We start from the raw sequence: 14,087 nt of genomic DNA, 5'->3' as shown, positions 1-14,087 counted from the left end.
CAGGCCTGAACCATCACGTACGCTCGCGCTCATGGAAACGGTTTCCAGTAGAGTGGGAGGGCATCAGCGGTGAAGGTCGCGTTCGTGGGCAAGGGCGGCAGCGGCAAGACCACCCTAGCCGCGCTGTTCGCCCGGCATCTCGCCGGCCAGGGCCTGCCGGTGCTGGCCATCGACGCCGACATCAACCAGCACCTCGCTGCCGCCCTCGGCGGGGATGCGGACGCGCCGCCGCCGGTGAAGCCGCTCGGTGAGCACCTGCCGGCCATCAAGGCCTACCTTCGCGGCGCTAACCCTCGCATCACAAGTGCGGATCGAATGGTCAAGACGACTCCGCCGGGGCGCGGTTCGCGGCTGCTGCGGGTCATCGAGGACAATCCGATCTACGCCGCCTGCGTGCGGGAGGTCGGTGGGGTGCGGCTGGCGGTCACCGGCGAGTTCGCCACGGAAGATCTCGGCGTGGCCTGCTACCACTCAAAGGTGGGAGCGGTGGAGCTGCTGCTCAACCACATGCTCGACGGTCCGGGCGAATACGTCGTGGTGGACATGACCGCAGGCGCGGACTCGTTCGCCTCCGGGCTGTTCACCCGCTTCGACCGCACGGTGCTGGTGTGCGAGCCGACCGTGCGCAGCGTCGGGGTCTACCGGCAGTACGCCGGCTACGCCCGCGACTATGGCGTGGCCCTGTCGGTGGTCGGGAACAAGGTCGAGGATGCCAGCGACGTGGAGTTCCTTTGCGAGCATGTCGGCGGCGACCTGTTGACCTGGTTCAGCAGGTCAGGCTACGTGCGGCGGGCGGAGCGGGGCATCGTCGGCCCGCTGATCGAACTCGAGCCCGCCAACCAGGCAGCCCTCGCCCAGCTCGTAGAGGCGGTGGATGACACCGTGCAGGACTGGGCGGCCTTCAACCGGTGGGCGCATGAGTTCCATCGACGCAACGCCGCCGCGTGGGCCAACGAGCGGGCCGGGGCGGATCTCACCGATCAGATCGATCCGGAGTTCCGGATGGGACCGCAGGCGGTCAGCGAGCCCGCGGTGGTGGGTCGCTGACCCACGGAGCCGCCCGTCAGGTGGCGCACTTGCCGCAGGTGCCGAAGATTTCCAGGGTGTGCCCGACGTCGGTGAAGCCGTGCTGGCTGGCGACCTGGTCGGCCCACCGCTCCACGGCCGGGCCGGCGACCTCGACCGCGCGACCACACTCCCGGCAGACCAGGTGATGGTGGTGCCGGCTCTGGCTACACCGCCGGTACAGATACTCCCCGCCCGGCAGCCGCGTCGAGTCGATCTCGCCGCTGTCCACCAGCATCTGCAGCGTCCGGTAGACGGTGGTCAGGCCGACCCGCGCCTTGCGGTCGACGAGCATCTGGTGCAGCTGCTGCGCGCTGTGGAAGCCCTCCACCTCGCGCAGCAGCGCCAGTACCTCGGCGCGCTGCCGGGTGTTGCGGGTCGCTGTGGGCATTGCCTCGGTCACCGTCCGTCGTCCCCGCTCGTCACAGCGCCTGCTCGACGCCCGATTCCCTGTCCTCCGTGACGTTGTCACGTGATTTCGGAACCCATTATGCATTGCGCATATGTTCACACCTCGTGCCGTAGCCGCCCGACGAGGATGGTCCAGCGAATGAAGGTGTCTGGGCGCGGCTCCAGGCGGTTGGCGAGGCGCGCGCCTGGAGGCAGGTCGACGGCTAGGCGACGCCGGCGGACATCGCCGAGTTCGACTACCGGGACTCCCCCGCCCTGGGCGCGGTCACCGCCCGGGCACGGTGGTTCTCTGGCCAACGATGCGGGCGCCACCGCCACCGGCGGTCACAGTGCATGCCACGCCCGCTGCCGGCCGGCAACTGTTCGGCGGGCTCAACCTGATCACCGACGAAGGCGGGGTCGTGGGCCGCAGCGCAATCGGCGCTGCGAAGAGGTCCCCATTCGCGATGTCCGTCCCCGGTTCCCCAGGGTTCTTGTCCCCGGGCCGGACCGGCAGCCCATGCTCGCCCACATCGTGCTGTCCTGCTGCGCCGCCGACGGCGTCCCCATCAAGATCGGCCTGCATGGCCAGGTTCCGCAGGCGCCGGCGAACACCTGGGTACGGGCCACTGGCCGGTGGATCCCGCACACTGCCAAGGTCCCCGTCAACGACGCCGAGGTTCCCTAATTTCAGGTGGAGGACTGGCAACACATCCCCGCACCCGCCGAGCCGTACGCGTAGGACCGGCGATGGTTGCACAGGTGCTGATATGAGCACCTGACAGCTAGACCCAGTTATTGGAAATGACTACCGTTCCACTCATCCAATGAGCAAGGAGCGGTTGTGACCCTATCCATCCGTACGCTCGGCACCGTCCTGGCGATAGCGACGATCGGCGCCGCCGCCGGCTGCGCTGCCAACACCGACACCGGCACCGCGACCGCGGCGAAGAACGGCACCATCGCCGTGGTCGCCACGACGCCCGAGGTCGCGGATTTCACGCGCAACGTCGGCGGCAACGCCGTCAGCGTCACCCAGATCATCAAACCGAACGTCGACCCCCACGACTACGAGCCCACCCCCGCCGACATCCAGGCGATCGGGGCCGCCAAGCTCGTCATCAAGAACGGCGTCGGACTCGAGGAATGGCTCGATGACACCATCTCCTCGGCCGGCTTCAAGGGCACGGTCGTCGACACCTCGCAGGGAGTGGCGCTGCGCAAGGGCGACCCCGGCGACGAAGAGACGAAGGACGGCGATCCGCACATCTGGCACAACCCCCGCAACGCCAAGATCATGGCGGAGAACATCGAGAAGGCCCTCGTCACCGCCGACCCCGGCCACGCCGACACCTACCGGGCGAACTTCCAGGCGTACGCGGCGAAGCTGGACAAGCTCGACGCGGACAACGAGCGCAAGTTCGCCGCCCTGCCGGCGGACGCCCGCAAGCTGGTCACCAACCACGACGCGTTCGGCTACTACATCGACCGCTACCAGCTGCAGTTCATCGGCGCGGTGATTCCCAGCCTGGACACCAGCGCCGAACTGTCCGCCACCCAGATCAACGACCTGGTCGCGAAGATCAAGGCCACCGGCACCAAGGCGATCTTCAGCGAGAGTTCCCTGCCGCCCAAGGCCGCCGAGGCGATCGCCCGCCAGGCAGGCGTGAAGGTGGTCGGCGGGGAGGACGCCCTCTACGGCGACAGCCTCGGCCCCGAAGGCACCCCCCAGGGCACCTACCTCGGCGCCGAGGAACACAACACCGACACCATCGTGGCAGCCCTCGGTGGCTGAGCCCACCCGCGCGCCGGTAGCCGACGCCGCCCTGCACCTCGCGCAGGCCGACGTCGGCTACCGGCGCCGCGCCGTGCTCACCGACGTGAACCTCACGGTGGAGCCCGGCCAGATCGTCGCCCTCGTCGGCGCCAACGGCGCCGGCAAGTCCACCCTCATCAAGGCCGTCGTCGGGCTCGCCGACGTCCTGGCCGGCACGATCACCGTCGCCGGACAGCCGGCGCGGCAGGCGCGCGGCGCTGCCGCCTACGTGCCGCAGGTCGACACCCTCGACGCCGACTTCCCCGTCACCGCCGCCGACGTCGTGCTCATGGGCCGCTACCATCCCACCCGCTGGCTGCGGCAAATCCGTGCGACCGACCGCGCCGTCGCCGCGGACGCACTGGAGCAAGTCGGGCTGGCCGACCGCGCACGCACCCGCTTCGGGCTGCTGTCTGGAGGCCAACGCCAACGGGTCCTGCTCGCCCGCGCCATCGCCGCCCAGGCCCGACTGATGCTGATGGACGAGCCCTTCAACGGGCTCGACGTCACCAGCCAGGACGTCATCGTGGCGCAGCTGCGGGACCTTGCCGCCGCCGGCACCGCCGTTCTGCTCAGCACCCACGACCTGCGCCTGGCCCGCGACCTCGCCGACACCGCCTGCCTCATCCACGGCGGGCACGCCGTCACCGGCCCCACCGAACAGATCCTCGCGGAGCTGCCCGGCACCTACGGCTACGGCAGCCAGGCCGCCGATCTGCACGCCGCGCGGCCCGGACGGTGACGGCATGAGTGCACTCGTCGCCCCGTTCAGCGTGCCGTTCATGGGCCGCGCCCTCGCCGAGCTGCTCCTGCTCGCCGTGGTGTGTGGGCCGGTCAGCGTGCTGGTCTTCCTGCGCCGGCTGGCCTTCGTCGCCGACGCGCTGACCCACACCGTTTTCCCCGGCGTGGTCATCGGATTCCTCGTCGCTGGCTGGACCGGCATCGCTGGCGGCGCACTCGTCGCCGCCCTGCTGACCGCGGTCGCGCTCACCGTGCTGACCCGCTGGGGACGGCTCAGTGACGACACCACGGTGGCTGTGCTGCTGACCGCCATGTTCTCTCTCGGCGTGGTGCTCGTGTCCCGTCAGCACTCCTACACCAGCGACCTGACCGCGTTCCTGTTCGGCCGGCTGCTCACCGTCACTCCCGCTCAGCTCGCGCAGACCGCCGTGCTGGCCGCGATCGTGCTCACCGGCCTCGCCGTCACCGCCCGGCCGCTGATCCTGCGGGCCTTCGACCCCATCGGCGCCGCCACCGCCGGGTACCGCCTCACCCTGCTCGATCTCGGGCTCAACACGGCCGTCGCGTTGGTCGTCGTCGCCGCCGTGCAGGCCGTCGGCACCATCCTGGTGATCGCCCTGCTCATCGTGCCCGCCGCCACCGCGCGCCTGCTGACCGACCGGCTCACCGCCATGGCAGTGATCGCCACCGCCGTCACCGGCCTTGCCGCCTACCTGGGCCTGCTGGCCAGCTGGACCGCCTCCGTCCGATACGGCGTTCGGCTCACCTCCGCCGCCGCGGTGGTGCTCACCCTCGTGGTCTGCTACCTGCTCGCCCTGCTCGCCGGCCAGCTCCGCCGCCGGCCGCACCCGCCCGCCGCGACGGTGACCCGGTGAGCTGGCTACTGCAGGACACCTTCGGCCGCGCCCTGGTCGAAGCCGTCGCCGTCGGGGTGCTCACCGGACTGGTCGGCGTGCACGTCGTGCTGCGCCGGCTGTCGTTCTTCACCATGACGATGGCCCACGCCACGTTTCCCGGAGTGGTCGCCGCGTCCATCCTCGGCATCAACATCTACCTCGGCGGCGTGGTCGCCGGGCTGCTGACCGCCGCCGCCGTCGCCGCGCTGGCGCGTACCCGCGGCCAAGAGGCCACCGCCGCGACCGGAGTGATCCTCTCCGCCGGCTTCGCGCTCGGCGTCGCGCTGGTTGCCACCCAGAACGGTTTCAGCCGAGACCTGTCCGCCTTCCTCGTGGGCTCGATCCTGACCGTCACCACCGAGAACCTGGTCGTGACCGTCGTCCTGCTGGCGCTCACGGCGGTCGCGCTCGCCGTCGGCGGCCGGCACCTGCTGTACGTCGGTTTTGATCCCGCCGGCGCACGCGCCGCCGGATACCGCGTCCGGCTGCTCGACCTCGCTCTCCTGCTGCTGGTCGACCTCGTCGTCGTCGCGATCGTGCCCGCCGTCGGCACCATCCTCGCCCTGGCGCTCATCGTCGCTCCCGCCGCGGCTGCCCGCGCCTGGACCGACCGTCTCGCCCCCATGACCACTCTCGCCGCCACACTCGGTGCCGGCAGCGCCGCCGCAGGGCTGTGGTTCTCCCGGCTATGGGATGTTGCTGCCGGTGGCAGCATCTCGCTGACCGCCGCCGCCGTCCTGCTCGTGTCGCTGGCGGCACACCGCCTGCGCGACGGGTTCCGCACGACCTTCCTCACCGCGCCGTGACCGGCGAGCCCGCCTCGATCGAGGAGATCAGCGAGCTGCTACGCACCATCGCCCACCCGGCGCGCATCCGCATCCTGCAGCAGCTCACGCGAGCCGACGCGTGCGTCACCGAACTCTCGGGCGCACTGCAGCTACCCGCCTCGCACGTGTCGCACCAACTTCGGCACCTGCGCCACGCCCGCCTCGTCCGCCGCTACCGCCAGCAGGGCCGGATGCAATACGCGCTCACCAGCGTCCCCGCCGTCTCTCTCGTCCTGGACGTGCTCAAACACTGCACGTGAGCGCGCCAGGCGTCGACGGGCCCGACGCCGGACGAACTGTCGATGCAGCGTGGCTCCTCGCCTGGCCCGGAGAGGAGCCACGCCGCGTCGGGTTGTCCAACCGGACTCACCAGTCCCCCTGCTGAGGCATCCGGTCCAGTTGCCTCCGCTGTCGGCAGGGACGAGCGCCCGCGCCGACAGCGGCGCGGGCGCTCAGCGCGGTGGTTGGCGTTGTTACCAGGACGCCTTGCGGATCCCCGGCAGCTCGCCCCGCAGCGCCATCTCCCGGAACCGCACCCGCGACAATCCGAAGCGGGTCAGCACGCCTCGCGGCCGGCCGTCGATGACGTCCCGGTTGCGCAGCCGCACCGGGCTGGAGTCGCGGGGCAGCCGCGCCAGGTGGCGGACGGCGGCGTCCCGCACCGCCGGGTCGGTGTCCGGGTGGGCGATGGTCTGCTTCAGCTCGGCGCGGCGCTGCGCGTGGCGAGTGACCAGGTCGACTCGGCGGGCCTGTCGGTTGGCGAGGCTCTTGCGGGCCATGTCAGCGCGCCTCTCGGAACTCGACGTGCCTGCGGACGACCGGGTCGTACTTGCGCAGCACCATCCGGTCGGGGTCGTTGCGGCGGTTCTTGCGGGTGACGTACGTGTAGCCGGTGCCGGCGGTGCTGCGCAGCCGGACGATCGGGCGGACGTCGGTCTGCCGGGCCATCAGACCGTCACCCCCCGGGCGCGCAGCTCCGCGACGACCTTTTCGATGCCCTTACGGTCCACGGTCTTCAGCGCCTTGGCGGTCAGCGTCAGGCGGACCCAGCGCCGCTCCGAGGGCAGCCAGTAGCGGTGGTTCTGCAGGTTGGGGTTCCACCGGCGGCGGGTGCGCCGGTGGGAGTGGGACACGGCGTTGCCGAAGCTCGGCTCCGCGCCGGTGACATCACAGCGACGGGACACAAGTACTCCTCAAGGGTTGCCATAACGATAATGGTTTTCATTCTTACCGTGGCTGACCGGGCGGCCTCCACTCGGGGTCCCCAACAACCTCGACCGGCACTGACGAACCGAGCCAGCACCTCCAGGGCAATGGCCCGAGAGCGGGACGGCCAGCAGAGTCGTGGGCCCCCAGAGGAGGCGTGCCGGCTCGGCAGCGAAGCGGGTGTCACGTCTGTGCCGACCAGACGCCGGGACGTGACACCCGCACCGCGACCCTTGCGCCACTGACGCCGCCAGGCCGCCGTGGCGTTTCGTGCGAGAAGACCTCGCCTGCCACTCGCCGTCGACCACGTGTCTATAATGACAATCGTTTTCAACTAAGTCGAGAGGACTGTGATGTCGACGTCTCCGCTCGCACCGGCCGACGCCGGAGTTCCGGCGTCCGACGCCCGACCGTCGTTGACCGTGCTCAGTGGCTTCTGGCCGTCCGCCACGTATGCCGTAGCCCGCAGCCTGCTCGCGGCGGACCCGTCGCTGCTGCTGATCCGGCATGACCTCGCCGGCCTCGGCACCGGCACCGTCCACCGGATCGTGCGCGACGGCGAGGGAGTACTCGAGGACGAGCGCATCACGCTTGCGCACGGCTGTGTCTCCTGCACCCTGCGCGAGGACGTGCTGCCGACCCTCGCCCGGCTGGCGCGCGCCCACCCGCACCGCGACCTGGTGCTGATGCTGCCGGAGGTGGTCGAGCCGGAAGCCGTCGCCGCCGTCTGCGCACACTGCGTGGTCGACGGCGCGCCGATCACCGACCTGTTGCACGTCGACTCGTACGTCACCGTCGTCGACGCCGAGCACCTGCTCGACGGGCTGGCCAGCACCGACGACCTGAAGACCCTCGGCATCCACGCCGCCGACAACGACGACCGCGGGCTCGCCGACGTCATCGTCCGCCAGATCGAGTACGCCGACACCCTCGTCCTGTGGGGACAGTCCCGGGAGGGCGCATATGACACCAGCCGGCTGGCGGTGCTGCTGGAGCGCATGGCGCCATGGGCGACCCAGGTGCGGGTCGACGGTGACGTCATCGACGCCGGCACCCTGACCCGCCAGCTGCGCGGCACCCGCCGGCACCGCCCCGAGACCCCCGGAGTCCTGACCCGCGGGCTGGAGGGCTACAACGTCGGCCTGCACGAGCCGCACCCCGACTGCGGAGTGGTGTCCGTGGTCTTCCGCGCCCGCCGCCCCTTCCACGCTCGACGACTGCACGACGTCCTCGAGGAGATCAACGCTGACGTGATCCGTTCCCGGGGGCACCTGTGGCTGGCCAGCCAACCGGACACCGTCATCGCCTGGGACTTCGCCGGCGGCGGCCTCAGCCTCGGCTCCCTCGGCCGCTGGCTGGCCGCACTCCCCGACCTGCACTGGGACGAGGTGTCCGACCATCGCCGGCTCGCCGCTGCCCTCGACTGGGACCCCTACTACGGCGACCGGCACCAGCACCTCGTCTTCATCGGCCTCGACCTCGACCCCGCCGGCCTGCACCGCACCCTCACGAGCTGCCTGCTCACCGACGCCGAACTCGCCGATGGCGAGGACACCTGGCGCGGCTATGACGACCCGTTCACCGGCTGCTTTCCGCTCGCCGATCTCGACCCGACCGACACCGACACCGACACCGAAGGAGACACCGCATGAAGCCCGACATCCACCCCAGCTACAAGCCCGTCGTCTACCGCGACCGCGCCGCCGACTTCGCCTTCCTCACCCGCTCCACCGCCACCAGCGACCAGACGATCGAGTGGACCGACGGAAACACCTACCCCGTCATCGACGTGCAGATCTCCTCCGCCAGCCACCCCTTCTGGACCGGCAAGCAACGCCTGCTCGACACCGAGGGCCGGGTGGAGAAGTTCCGCGCCAAGTACGCCCGCCGCGGTCCGCAGCAGTCGCGATGAGCACAGCGCGCACCGACTGGGCAGGGCAGGCGCCCGCCTCGTCGGTGCCGCGAGACAGCCGGACCTGGGCCGTGTTTCGAAGTAGGTGGAGCCATTCGTTGATGGCTGGGATGTGGAGGGTGGCCAGGTAGCGGACGGCGAGTCGTATCGGGTGGCCACCGCGCGGTGGCGTTTGAGGCGGTTGATGCCGCACTCCACCGCGTGCCGGCCGCGATAATCCTCGGGGTCGAAGGCGGGTGGGCGGCCGCCGCGGCCGCCGCGCCGGAGCCGGTGGCCGATCTGGTCGGCGGGCTCGGGAATGGTGCAGGCGATCCCGCGCCGTCGCAGGTGGTCGCGGATCGCGCGGGACGAATACGCCTTGTCGGCGCGTACCCGCTCCGGCCGGGTCCGAGGACGTCCGCCGCCCGGGCGGGCGATGCGGATGCCGGCCATCACCGCCGCGAACTGCGGGGCGTCGCCGGCCTGCCCGGCGGTCAGCAGTGACATCGGCCGCTGGCCCCCTTCGCAGGCCAGATGCAGCTTGGTCGACAGCCCGCCCCGGGACCGGCCCAGCGCGTGATCGCCGGGCTCGCCAGCCGTCCCGCCACCCGTCCCAGCGGGCGGTTCGCGCTGCAGCTCACCGTTGTGGCGGGCGCCGGCGGCGTGCTGGTGCGCGCGCATGATGGTGGAGTCTACGCTCACCTGCCAGTCGATCACCCCCGCCGCATCAGCCCGGGCCTGCAGGGCGGCCAGGATCCGGGTCCAGATCCCGTCGCGCTGCCAGCGCCGGAAACAGGGCGTAGACCGCCTGCCAGGAGCCGTAGCATTCCGGGACGTCCCGCCAGGGCGCACCCCCGTACCCGCCAGCGGATACCGTCGATCAGCTGCCGCTTGGTCCACTTCGAGGGCCGGCCCGGCCGCCTGGGAGCGGGTAACAACGGCTCCAGGATCGCCCACTGGGCATCGTTCAGGTCGAACCGCCCCGTCACCGCTAGGGTGGCCACGAGGTCTCCGGTGTTCACGTTCTTCTTGGTCGATGAACCCTCTACCGGAGACCTCACTGCTTAGGGATCATGACGCACCGTCACGCACCAGACTTCGAAGCAGGCCCTAGCGGACCTGCCCGCCGAGCCAGTCTTGAAAGGTGAGCAAGCCAGGGAAGTGGTCGCGCAGTTTGGCGAGGTCAGCCTGGTAGCCGCTCTCAGCGAACCACTCGAACATCCTGCCCTCGACCGGCAGGGCGACGAGGCGCGTTGGCACTCCGGTGATCTTCTCGTAGATTGCGGCCACCTCGGAGAAAGTCAGCTCGTCGCCGGCGATCTCAAGTTCCACACCCAGGTAGTCGTCCCGGTGGTCGATGACGTGCGCGGCGATGCGGCCGATGTCATCGGTGGCGATCAGCTGCATCGGCCGGTCGGGGAGCACCGGGAGCTCCATCTCCCTTTCGCCTGCGGTGTCGGCGTAGTGCAGCAGGTTGTCCATGAAGAACACCGGCCGCAGGATGGTCGCGGGCAACCCCAGAGCGCGGATGTAGGACTCGATTGCCGCCTTGCTCTCGAAGTGCTCGATTCCGGTGTGCCGCTCGGCACCGCCGACCGAGCTGTAGACCAGGTGCCCGACTCCGGTATCCAGGGCGACGTCGGCGACGAGCATGCCCTGCCGTACCTCAGCTTTGAGGGTTTCCGGCTCGTAGGCCAGGGCTTGCATGCTGAACACGGCATCGACGCCACGCATGGCTCGCTCCAGGGACGCGGGGTCTCCCAGGTCGCCGACAGTGAGCTCGGCGCCGGCCAGGCGACGCGCGGCGGGGCTTTCCGGGTCGCGCACCAGGGCGCGAACCTGCCAGCCGCGGCGCAGCAGGTGACGTGCGGTGGCGCCGCCCTGCTGGCCAGTGGCACCGATGACCAGAGCCATACTCATGACGTCACCACCGGGGTGGTCTGCGCCAGCGCGATCCGCCAGGTGCCGGCGTCTTTGACCAGCACGAACGTCAGCGCTCCCGTGCGGCCGTCGTTGACGTGCTTGATCAGGTTGGCCAGCGCCACGTCCGGGCGCAGGAACGTGACGTCGAGCAGCTCGTTCGTGGTCAGCACGTCCTTCAGCGGGGTGCGCAGCGCCTCGGCCATGACCTTCTTGACCTGCTCGCGGCCGCGCAGTCGGATCCCGGTGAAGTTGACCAGGGACACCTCCTCGGTCAGCAGTCCAGTGAAACCGGCGACGTCGCTCTGAAGCTCTTCGGCGTCGCGGACGACCTGCTCGATCGCCTCGATCTCGGGGTCCATGTCGCATCTCCTCAACTAGCGGAGTGATCCGCTCCGCTTGAGGCTATGCCGGAGCGTTTCGCTCCGCAACTGGTAAAGTCTGTGGCGATGACCACGCGTAAAGACATCGCAGAACGCAACGACCGCGCGTTGCTCCAGGCCGCCCGTGACGTGCTCGCCGAAGACGGCGCGCACGCGTCCGTCGCCGCCATCGCTGCCCGAGCAGGGGTCGGCATCGGCAGCCTCTACCGCCGTTACAAGACGAAGGAGGAGCTGTTCCAGCAGCTCAGCCTGGTGTCCCTCGACCACTGGAACCAGGCGGCCGAGCAGGGCTTGGCCGATCCCGATCCGTGGGCGGGACTGGCGGCATTCGTGCGCGGCTGCGTCGAGTTCGGGCAGGGCTCGCTGGCTCCCATCGCCGGCGCCATCGAGGTGACCCAGGAGATGAGCGCCAAGTCCCGCCGCGGCGACGAGCTGCTCGATGAGCTGGTACGGCGAGCACACGAGGCCGGCGCCCTGCGCGCCGATGTGACCGCGGTCGACATCTCGCTGCTCATCGAGCAGCTCGGCCGTTCCCCGGTGGTCGATCAGCTTCGCAAGCAAGGCCGGGACGACCTGCTCCCCGCCGCCGCCGAGGCTCGCCGGCGGCTGATCGCGATAGCGCTCGACGGATTACGGCCGGGACATGACCCGTTGCCCGGTTCGCCGCCGGGCGTGGAACTCTTCACCGGTCGCTGGCCGAGCTAGGACGAGCCATCCATGGGATGCAAGAGCCCGGATCAGCAAACGGCGCTGATCGACTTGAAACAGGCCCTAGCCGCCGCCCGCGAGTTGGTCGCACCTGGCGACCGGTTCGCGGGCGACGCCGGCTACCGAACCGGAGCACGACCGCGCCGCGGCCCGGCACTCTGACCTGCGGCCGGGGCCGGACGGGCGACTCACCCTGGTCGAAGGCGGTTCTCCAGGGCGGCCAACCGTTCCTTCAGCAGCGACGCCATGGCTGCTTCCCTGGCCAACGCATTGCACCAGGCCGTCCACAGATCGATCCCAAGCCATGCGGGCTGCACCGGCCCGGCGGCCGGTGCAGCCCGCATGGCTTCGCCGACGAGAACAGAGCCCGGTCGCAGCAGACGTCGGCCGCCGGTTGTCTGCGGCGGAACGGGCCGGCTGTCCCGGGAGATCCACGACACCCTCGCCCGCTGGTCGGGGCACGGGTCTCGTCGATGGTGAGCGTGGTCGGCACGTCAAGCCGGAACCGGGACCGATTCCGCGAAATCGTGGTCGTGCAGGTCGCCGAGATCCCATTCGGGGAACGGGTCGGGCAGGTCCCGCCAGGCGTCCTCCCCCGCGGTGATCTCCCGGTCGGTCAGCAGGCAGGCGGCCAGTGCGTTCCGCAGGCCGTCGCCGTCCAGGCCCACTCCGATGAGCACCAGTTCCTGCTGCCGGTCACCGAAGACCGGGTGCCAGCGGGACTCCAGCTCGGCCCGCTCGTCAGGGTCGTCCGGCCATTCCCCGGACACCGCGACCGGCACGCCGACCGGGTCGCACCGTCCCGACGGGCCCGCCTGGGACCACAGGGCCTGCACGTCCGGGCGGCTGGCCAGCCACAGGAACCCCTTGGAGCGCACCACCCCGAAGGCGTCCAGGCCGCCGGTCAGCAGGTCCCACAGCCGCTGTGGATGGAACGGCCGGTGGTCGCGGAACACGATGCTGGAGATGCCGTACTCCTCGGTCTCCGGCACGTGCTCGCCGTTGAGCTCCGCCACCCAGCCTGGCGCGGTTTCCGCGCGGTCGAGGTCGAACCGGCCCGTGTTCAGGACCTCCGCCGGTGGTACCCGGCCGTGCGTCGCCCGGACCTGCCTGGCGGCCGGGTTGAGCCGGGTCAGCAGCGCCTCCACCACCGCCAGGTCGTCCGGGTCGACCAGGTCGGTCTTGTTGACCACCAGGACGTCGGCGAACTCGATCTGGTCGACCAGCAGGTCGGCGATGCTGCGGTCGTCACCCTCGTACGCGGCCAGCCCGCGCTGTTCGAGGGTCTCCCCCGCCTCGATGCGGGCCAGCAGCCCGGCGGCGTCCACCACGGTGACGGTGGTGTCCAGTCGGGCGAGGTCGTCGAGCACCTGCCCGTCCTCCACGCCGAAGGCGAAGGTAGCGGCCACCGGCATCGGTTCGGAGATGCCACTGGACTCGATCAGCAGGTAGTCGAACCGGCCCTGCCGGGCCAGCCGCGCGACCTCGTCGAGCAGGTCGTCGCGCAGCGTGCAGCAGATGCAGCCATTGGTCAGCTCCACCAGCCGCTCCTCGGTCCGCGACAACGATCCACCGTCACGGACGAGCGAGGCGTCGATGTTGACCTCGCTCATATCGTTGACGATCACCGCGACCCGCAGCCCGTCCCGATTCGCTAGGACGTGGTTGAGCAGGCTGGTCTTGCCGGCCCCGAGGAAACCGGAGAGCACGGTCACCGGCAGGCGACCGGTCACGGCTCCCCCACCACCTGGCGGCCCTTGTAGAGCCCGCAGTGCGCACAGGCCCGGTGCGGCACCACCATCTCCTTGCGGGGGCACGGGCACGGGGTCAACTGCGGCACCTGCGCCTTCCACTGCGCCCGGCGGTGCCGGGTGTTCGACCGCGACATCTTTCGCTTCGGTACGGCCATGAGGGTCTCCTTCACGTGTCGAGCCAGGCTGAACAGCAACGCGAACGATAATGGTTTTCGTTTGACTCCTCGACGGCGGGTCGAACCTTCGGGGAGCACCTGCACCTCTTCGGCGGACCGGCGCAGGCCGTGCGGCACGAGACGACGCAGGTCACGGAGCCGTGCGACCACTGGAGGCGCCGGCGTGGTCGCCGACTGGCCGTCGCACCTGCCGAGGATGTCGCCGCATCCGGCTGGGCGGTCATCGGAATTGCGGCGTGGAAACCCGGCTGTTTACGGCCGGGAGGAAACGCCGCCCCTCCCCTCAGTGATCGTCTTACATGGACGGTTGGTAG

General features: G+C 70.3%; 18 protein-coding genes and 1 pseudogene. 10 read left to right on the top strand and 9 right to left on the bottom strand.

Going from position 1 to position 14,087, the window contains the following annotated elements; translation table 11 throughout:
- Positions 1–69: 69 nt before the first annotated feature.
- On the top strand, positions 70–1,047 hold the full coding sequence (locus ACGF4F_RS36615) for an ATP-binding protein (protein WP_393084959.1): 978 nt from the start codon (positions 70–72) through the stop codon (positions 1,045–1,047).
- Positions 1,048–1,063: 16 nt separating this feature from the next.
- On the opposite strand, the gene ACGF4F_RS36610 is transcribed toward ACGF4F_RS36615, so the two are convergent.
- The gene (locus ACGF4F_RS36610) at positions 1,064–1,456 is read right to left on the bottom strand and encodes a Fur family transcriptional regulator (protein ID WP_393084956.1); all 393 of its coding nucleotides are present in this window, start codon (positions 1,454–1,456) and stop codon (positions 1,064–1,066) included.
- A gap of 519 nt (positions 1,457–1,975) precedes the next feature.
- Between ACGF4F_RS36610 and ACGF4F_RS36605 the strand changes: the two genes are divergently transcribed.
- From ACGF4F_RS36605 to ACGF4F_RS36580, 6 genes are all read left to right on the top strand, one after another.
- Entirely contained in the window at positions 1,976–2,143 is a 168-nt protein-coding gene (locus tag ACGF4F_RS36605) for a hypothetical protein (RefSeq protein ID WP_357444463.1), read from the top strand.
- 156 nt (positions 2,144–2,299) lie between these two features.
- Positions 2,300–3,250, top strand: a complete 951-nt coding sequence (locus tag ACGF4F_RS36600; RefSeq protein ID WP_357444460.1) for a metal ABC transporter substrate-binding protein — start codon at positions 2,300–2,302, stop codon at positions 3,248–3,250.
- Positions 3,243–4,013, top strand: a complete 771-nt coding sequence (locus tag ACGF4F_RS36595) for an ABC transporter ATP-binding protein (RefSeq protein ID WP_357444457.1) — start codon at positions 3,243–3,245, stop codon at positions 4,011–4,013. Before ACGF4F_RS36600 ends, ACGF4F_RS36595 begins: the two co-directional genes overlap by 8 nt.
- Before the next feature lie 4 nt (positions 4,014–4,017).
- Positions 4,018–4,887 carry a metal ABC transporter permease gene (locus tag ACGF4F_RS36590; protein WP_393084951.1) on the top strand — a complete coding sequence of 290 codons (870 nt, stop codon included), beginning with the start codon at positions 4,018–4,020 and terminating at the stop codon, positions 4,885–4,887.
- Positions 4,884–5,714, top strand: coding sequence for a metal ABC transporter permease (locus tag ACGF4F_RS36585; protein WP_393084948.1), 831 nt, complete (start codon positions 4,884–4,886; stop codon positions 5,712–5,714). Before ACGF4F_RS36590 ends, ACGF4F_RS36585 begins: the two co-directional genes overlap by 4 nt.
- Positions 5,711–5,995, top strand: coding sequence for a metalloregulator ArsR/SmtB family transcription factor (locus tag ACGF4F_RS36580; RefSeq protein WP_357444448.1), 285 nt, complete (start codon positions 5,711–5,713; stop codon positions 5,993–5,995). Before ACGF4F_RS36585 ends, ACGF4F_RS36580 begins: the two co-directional genes overlap by 4 nt.
- 213 nt (positions 5,996–6,208) lie before the next feature.
- On the opposite strand, the gene rpsN is transcribed toward ACGF4F_RS36580, so the two are convergent.
- The 3 genes from rpsN to rpmB are packed head-to-tail and all read right to left on the bottom strand — an operon-like array spanning position 6,209 to position 6,919.
- Positions 6,209–6,514 carry a 30S ribosomal protein S14 gene (gene rpsN, locus ACGF4F_RS36575; RefSeq protein WP_393084945.1) on the bottom strand — a complete coding sequence of 102 codons (306 nt, stop codon included), beginning with the start codon at positions 6,512–6,514 and terminating at the stop codon, positions 6,209–6,211.
- A gap of 1 nt (position 6,515) precedes the next feature.
- Positions 6,516–6,683 (bottom strand): 50S ribosomal protein L33, encoded by a 168-nt coding sequence (gene rpmG / locus ACGF4F_RS36570; protein WP_089006390.1) that lies wholly within the window; start codon positions 6,681–6,683, stop codon positions 6,516–6,518.
- Complete coding sequence (rpmB, locus tag ACGF4F_RS36565; RefSeq protein ID WP_357444439.1) at positions 6,683–6,919, bottom strand: 50S ribosomal protein L28; 237 nt, start codon at positions 6,917–6,919, stop codon at positions 6,683–6,685. The genes rpmG and rpmB overlap by 1 nt, the downstream gene beginning before the upstream one ends.
- A 375-nt stretch (positions 6,920–7,294) precedes the next feature.
- Between rpmB and ACGF4F_RS36560 the strand changes: the two genes are divergently transcribed.
- Positions 7,295–8,593, top strand: a complete 1,299-nt coding sequence (locus ACGF4F_RS36560; RefSeq protein ID WP_393084940.1) for a CobW family GTP-binding protein — start codon at positions 7,295–7,297, stop codon at positions 8,591–8,593.
- Positions 8,590–8,853 carry a type B 50S ribosomal protein L31 gene (locus ACGF4F_RS36555; protein ID WP_357444433.1) on the top strand — a complete coding sequence of 88 codons (264 nt, stop codon included), beginning with the start codon at positions 8,590–8,592 and terminating at the stop codon, positions 8,851–8,853. The genes ACGF4F_RS36560 and ACGF4F_RS36555 overlap by 4 nt, the downstream gene beginning before the upstream one ends.
- Before the next feature lie 88 nt (positions 8,854–8,941).
- Here the strand turns inward: ACGF4F_RS36555 and ACGF4F_RS36550 are convergent.
- The 3 genes and pseudogenes from ACGF4F_RS36550 to ACGF4F_RS36540 all read right to left on the bottom strand — a co-directional run.
- Positions 8,942–9,836: pseudogene (locus ACGF4F_RS36550) on the bottom strand (IS5 family transposase); the annotation flags it as partial.
- A 106-nt stretch (positions 9,837–9,942) separates the two neighbouring features.
- Positions 9,943–10,752, bottom strand: a complete 810-nt coding sequence (locus ACGF4F_RS36545) for an NmrA/HSCARG family protein (RefSeq protein WP_393084937.1) — start codon at positions 10,750–10,752, stop codon at positions 9,943–9,945.
- A complete protein-coding gene (locus ACGF4F_RS36540) occupies positions 10,749–11,114 on the bottom strand; it encodes an SgcJ/EcaC family oxidoreductase (RefSeq protein ID WP_357444427.1) in 366 nt (121 codons plus the stop codon). Before ACGF4F_RS36540 ends, ACGF4F_RS36545 begins: the two co-directional genes overlap by 4 nt.
- Positions 11,115–11,201: 87 nt before the next feature.
- Here ACGF4F_RS36540 and ACGF4F_RS36535 point away from each other — a divergent pair, with 87 nt between their 5' ends.
- On the top strand, positions 11,202–11,840 hold the full coding sequence (locus ACGF4F_RS36535; protein WP_393084934.1) for a TetR family transcriptional regulator: 639 nt from the start codon (positions 11,202–11,204) through the stop codon (positions 11,838–11,840).
- 497 nt (positions 11,841–12,337) lie between these two features.
- Here the strand turns inward: ACGF4F_RS36535 and ACGF4F_RS36530 are convergent, their stop codons facing one another.
- Together ACGF4F_RS36530 and rpmF are read right to left on the bottom strand one after the other, a co-directional pair.
- The gene (locus ACGF4F_RS36530) at positions 12,338–13,576 is read right to left on the bottom strand and encodes a GTP-binding protein (protein WP_393084931.1); all 1,239 of its coding nucleotides are present in this window, start codon (positions 13,574–13,576) and stop codon (positions 12,338–12,340) included.
- Positions 13,573–13,752 carry a 50S ribosomal protein L32 gene (rpmF, locus tag ACGF4F_RS36525; protein WP_357444415.1) on the bottom strand — a complete coding sequence of 60 codons (180 nt, stop codon included), beginning with the start codon at positions 13,750–13,752 and terminating at the stop codon, positions 13,573–13,575. Before rpmF ends, ACGF4F_RS36530 begins: the two co-directional genes overlap by 4 nt.
- Positions 13,753–14,087: the final 335 nt, after the last annotated feature.

It is taken from the genome of Micromonospora sp. NPDC047740 (assembly GCF_043204735.1).
Lineage (GTDB): Bacteria > Actinomycetota > Actinomycetes > Mycobacteriales > Micromonosporaceae > Micromonospora.
Note: the sequence above shows the minus strand (reverse complement) of the source record. Positions and strands in the feature narration are given on the sequence as shown.